Here is a 3,684-nt window from a genome sequence, read left to right as displayed (position 1 = left end):
GAGCTGCTCGGCGTAGCTCCAATAAAGCAGCCCTGTCGAACACGTTAATGGCATTGTTGGATTGACTGGGTTGTAAAAGGTAACCCGGTCTGTTGCCGTTCCTTGCGGAACGGGCAACGAGATGATGAGCATTGGCAATGAGAACGATTAAGTGTCGTAAGGGCATTTGGTGGATGCCTTGGCATGCACAGGCGATGAAGGACGTGATACGCTGCGAAAAGCCGTGGGGAGCTGCGAATGAGCTTTGATCCATGGATCTCCGAATGGGGCAACCCACCTTAAATGCTTGGGAAATCATTCTGGTTGTCGGGTCTTCGACCCGACGCTACGGCGAACGATCGCCGACGGCCTCTGGCCTGTATGGGTGGCATACTCGACATCGAGTGTGGCAGATTACAGCGCAGAGCGCGTCGCCGGTCGTCCGGCGCGCCCACGCAGCGCTGCACGAAAGTGCAGGACGAGCGTGAGTGAAACCTGAATGGTTTCCAAGCATTGTGATAAGGTATCTGCACCTGAATACATAGGGTGTAAGAAGCGAACGCAGGGAACTGAAACATCTAAGTACCTGCAGGAAAGGACATCAACCGAGACTCCGCAAGTAGTGGCGAGCGAACGCGGACCAGGCCAGTGGCAATTGTGATTAAAGTGGAACGCTCTGGAAAGTGCGGCCGTAGTGGGTGACAGCCCCGTACGCGTAGATATCATGATTGTCCTAGAGTAGGGCGGGACACGAGAAATCCTGTCTGAACATGGGGAGACCACTCTCCAAGCCTAAGTACTCGTGCATGACCGATAGCGAACAAGTACCGTGAGGGAAAGGTGAAAAGCACCCCGACAAGGGGAGTGAAATAGAACCTGAAACCGGATGCCTACAAACAGTCGGAGCCCGCAAGGGTGACGGCGTACCTTTTGTATAATGGGTCAACGACTTAGTGTAACAAGCAAGCTTAAGCCGGTAGGTGTAGGCGAAGCGAAAGCGAGTCTGAATAGGGCGATATAGTTTGTTGCATTAGACCCGAAACCGAGTGATCTAGCCATGAGCAGGTTGAAGGTTGGGTAACACCAACTGGAGGACCGAACCCGCATCTGTTGCAATAGATTGGGATGACTTGTGGCTAGGGGTGAAAGGCCAATCAAACTCGGAAATAGCTGGTTCTCCGCGAAATCTATTTAGGTAGAGCGTCGAGCGAATACCCCCGGGGGTAGAGCACTGGATGGGCTATGGGGACTCACCGTCTTACTGATCCTAACCAAACTCCGAATACCGGGGAGTACTACTCGGCAGACACACGGCGGGTGCTAACGTCCGTCGTGAAAAGGGCAACAACCCTAACCTCCAGCTAAGGTCCCCAAGTCATGGCTAAGTGGGAAAGGATGTGAGGATCCCAAAACAACCAGGATGTTGGCTTAGAAGCAGCCATCATTTAAAGAAAGCGTAACAGCTCACTGGTCTAAATAAGGGTCTTTGCGCCGAAAATGTAACGGGGCTGAAGCCATGCACCGAAGCTGAGGATGTGTAGCAATACACGTGGTAGCGGAGCGTTCCGTAAGCTGATGAAGGGAGACCCGTGAGGGCTCCTGGAGGTATCGGAAGTGCGAATGTTGACATGAGTAACGATAAAGAGGGTGAGAGACCCTCTCGCCGAAAGACCAAGGGTTCCTGCTTAAAGTTAATCTGAGCAGGGTTAGCCGGCCCCTAAGGCGAGGCAGAAATGCGTAGTCGATGGGAACCACGTTAATATTCGTGGGCCTGGTGGTAGTGACGGATTGCACAAGTTGTTCATTCTTATTGGATTGGATGGGCAGCGGAGCGGTTCCAGGAAATAGCTCCACCGTATAGACCGTACCCGAAACCGACACAGGTGGTCAGGTAGAGTATACCAAGGCGCTTGAGAGAACTATGTTGAAGGAACTCGGCAAATTGCACGCGTAACTTCGGAAGAAGCGTGACCCCATGCTAGGCAACTATTATGGGGTGGCACAGACCAGGGGGTAGCGACTGTTTATCAAAAACACAGGGCTCTGCGAAGTCGCAAGACGACGTATAGGGTCTGACGCCTGCCCGGTGCTGGAAGGTTAAGAGGAGAGGTGCAAGCTTTGAATCGAAGCCCCAGTAAACGGCGGCCGTAACTATAACGGTCCTAAGGTAGCGAAATTCCTTGTCGGGTAAGTTCCGACCTGCACGAATGGCGTAACGACTTCCCCGCTGTCTCCAACATAGACTCAGTGAAATTGAATTCCCCGTGAAGATGCGGGGTTCCTGCGGTCAGACGGAAAGACCCCGTGCACCTTTACTATAGCTTTACACTGGCATTCGTGTCGGCATGTGTAGGATAGGTGGTAGGCTTTGAAGCGGGGACGCCAGTTTCCGTGGAGCCATCCTTGAAATACCACCCTTATCGTCATGGATGTCTAACCGCGGCCCGTCATCCGGGTCCGGGACAGTGTATGGTGGGTAGTTTGACTGGGGCGGTCGCCTCCGAAAGAGTAACGGAGGCGCGCGATGGTGGGCTCAGACCGGTCGGAAATCGGTCGTCGAGTGCAATGGCATAAGCCCGCCTGACTGCGAGACTGACAAGTCGAGCAGAGACGAAAGTCGGTCATAGTGATCCGGTGGTCCCGCGTGGAAGGGCCATCGCTCAACGGATAAAAGGTACGCCGGGGATAACAGGCTGATGACCCCCAAGAGTCCATATCGACGGGGTTGTTTGGCACCTCGATGTCGGCTCATCGCATCCTGGGGCTGGAGCAGGTCCCAAGGGTTTGGCTGTTCGCCAATTAAAGCGGTACGTGAGCTGGGTTCAGAACGTCGTGAGACAGTTCGGTCCCTATCTGCCGTGGGTGTAGGAATATTGACAGGATCTGTCCCTAGTACGAGAGGACCGGGATGGACATATCTCTGGTGGACCTGTTGTCCTGCCAAGGGCATAGCAGGGTAGCTACATATGGACGGGATAACCGCTGAAGGCATCTAAGCGGGAAACCCACCTGAAAACGAGTATTCCCTATCAGAGCCGTGGAAGACGACCACGTTGATAGGCCGGGTGTGGAAGTGCGGCAACGCATGAAGCTTACCGGTACTAATAGCTCGATCGGCTTGATCGTTCTCATTGACTATGCTCATCAGCCAGAGGCTGATGAAGCCAGACCTTTGTCCTGACGCTGTCGCGGCTTTGCCGCTTCGCTCCGGACGGGCCGCGCCACAAGGCGCGACGGCCACTTGGCCTTGCGGAGCGTTGCTCCGACGCCCTCAAGAAGGTTCAAAGACGTGTTCAAAAAAGAAAACAGGCTAACGCCTGCCAGCTTCTCAAAACATATAGTTGCGCTTTGCCGACCTGGTGGTTATGGCGGGGTGGCTGCACCCGTTCCCTTTCCGAACACGGCCGTGAAACGCCCCTGCGCCCATGGTACTTCGTCTTAAGACGCGGGAGAGTAGGTCGCTGCCAGGTCTGCAAATCGCAACTGATGTAAAACAATCTTCTCTAAACAAACTCTACGGCCCATGCCGAACAAAAAGGGTCGCGCATGCGGCCCTTTTGCGTTGAACAGACAGACAAGAAATACCATATTTGCCATAGGCAAAATAAAATGGCGCGGGGTGGAGCAGCCCGGTAGCTCGTCAGGCTCATAACCTGAAGGCCGCAGGTTCAAATCCTGCCCCCGCAACCAAACAAATAGCCGCCT

The 3,684-nt window shown here is 54.1% G+C and carries 1 tRNA gene and 2 rRNA genes; all 3 read left to right on the top strand.

What is annotated here, in order from left to right:
- Positions 1-145: 145 nt before the first annotated feature.
- Positions 146-3,105, top strand: a 23S ribosomal RNA gene (locus HFO99_RS33205).
- Positions 3,106-3,334: 229 nt separating this feature from the next.
- Positions 3,335-3,449 (top strand): 5S ribosomal RNA (gene rrf / locus HFO99_RS33200).
- Between the two features lie 143 nt (positions 3,450-3,592).
- A tRNA-Met gene (locus HFO99_RS33195) sits at positions 3,593-3,669 on the top strand.
- Positions 3,670-3,684: the final 15 nt, after the last annotated feature.

This window comes from Rhizobium leguminosarum (assembly GCF_019798305.1).
Classification (GTDB): Bacteria; Pseudomonadota; Alphaproteobacteria; order Rhizobiales; family Rhizobiaceae; genus Rhizobium; species Rhizobium leguminosarum_U.
The sequence above is the reverse complement of the archived record's forward strand: the minus strand, read 5'-3'. Positions and strand labels throughout refer to the sequence as shown.